Below are 1365 nucleotides of genomic sequence, written 5' to 3'. Positions count from 1 at the left end.
GATACGGTGAACGATTTCCTGTCTCGTTTAGATATGGAGGAACTTGAAAACATTCGGACTTACATGGTGAAAGAACTCATAAATAAGAAGTGCTTTTATGATTATCGGATAGGTGGTAAATATTGGGGAATCATCGTTGATGGAACAGGACTTTTCACATTTAGAGAAAAGCATTGTGAACATTGCCTGGAACGGGAACATAAGAACGAAGAAACTGGAGAGAAAAAGACGACATATATGCATCATGTTTTGGAAGCAAAGCTAATAGCTGGAGACATGGTGTTCAGTATAGCATCTGAATTTATTGAGAACGAATCAGAAGATGTGGAAAAACAGGATTGTGAACGGAATGCCTTTTATCGGATGGCAAAGAAGTTAAAAAGCACGTTTAAACGGCTGCCAATTTGTATCATCGCAGACAGCTTATATGCATGTGAAAACGTCTTTCAGTTATGCGATAAGAATAAATGGAAGTACCTGATCAGGTTCAAAGAAGGAAGCATCCCATCGGTAATGAGAGAATTTCAGAATCTGAAAATATTGGAAGACAGCTCTTCTTATGAAGGAATATCATGGGTGAATGGCATATCTTACAACGAACGAACAGTGAATGTATTAGAATTTGTGGAAGAAAAGGAGAAGGACAAAAGGACATTTATTTATATTACCAATATCAACGTAAAAAAGAAAAACGCAAAGAGGCTCATTAACGCAGGCAGAAGTCGTTGGAAAATCGAAAATGAGGGATTCAATACCCAGAAGAATATTCGCTACTATATTCAACATCCGAACAGTCATGATTATAATGCGATGAAGAATCACTATCTATTAACGCAAATAACCGACATACTGGTTCAACTATTTGAAAATGGGTCAAAAATTATGAAAGCAGCCAAGAAAAAGGCAAAGAAAAAGTCCTCTAACCTGTTAAGAGCATTCCAGTCTCTAACAATAACAGAAGAGGACCTCATAAACCTAGAGAAACCCATTCAAGTGAGGTTTACCTAGTAATTAAATTGTAGCAGAGGTTGTGATAATAAAAAAGTAAAAAATGAGTTATCCACAAAAGAATAGCTAAATACTTGAAATTCGGTTCGTTTAGCTTAAAAAAACAAAATACACACTGGTAAAATTTAACAAACTGTGGATAAGTTGATTTTCCTCTTTAGCTCAGGTGATTGATAAATTTACTCCTCATGGCTGGAAAAGTGTTTTTGTTGTTGACAATCATAAAACGCTATGCTAAGATATAAATCCAAGGTTAATTCCTTATAACAACATTTTTAATGAATGAAATTAATTGTTGACACGGAGTTATCTTGTGTGTTATATTTATAAAGTCGCCTTTTTGAGATGGTGAGAACG

At 35.1% G+C, this 1365-nt stretch carries 1 protein-coding gene; it reads left to right on the top strand.

Annotated elements, in window-relative coordinates; translation table 11 throughout:
* Positions 1 to 1008, top strand: a 1008-nt coding sequence (locus IEX94_RS19470; RefSeq protein ID WP_229782817.1) for a transposase, incomplete at its 5' end; no start/stop codon positions are given.
* Positions 1009 to 1365 lie beyond the last annotated feature (357 nt).

Origin of the sequence: Oceanobacillus indicireducens (assembly GCF_014647195.1) — a bacterium.
Classification (GTDB): Bacteria; Bacillota; Bacilli; order Bacillales; family Amphibacillaceae; genus Oceanobacillus; species Oceanobacillus indicireducens.
The sequence above is the reverse complement of the archived record's forward strand: the minus strand, read 5'-3'. Positions and strand labels throughout refer to the sequence as shown.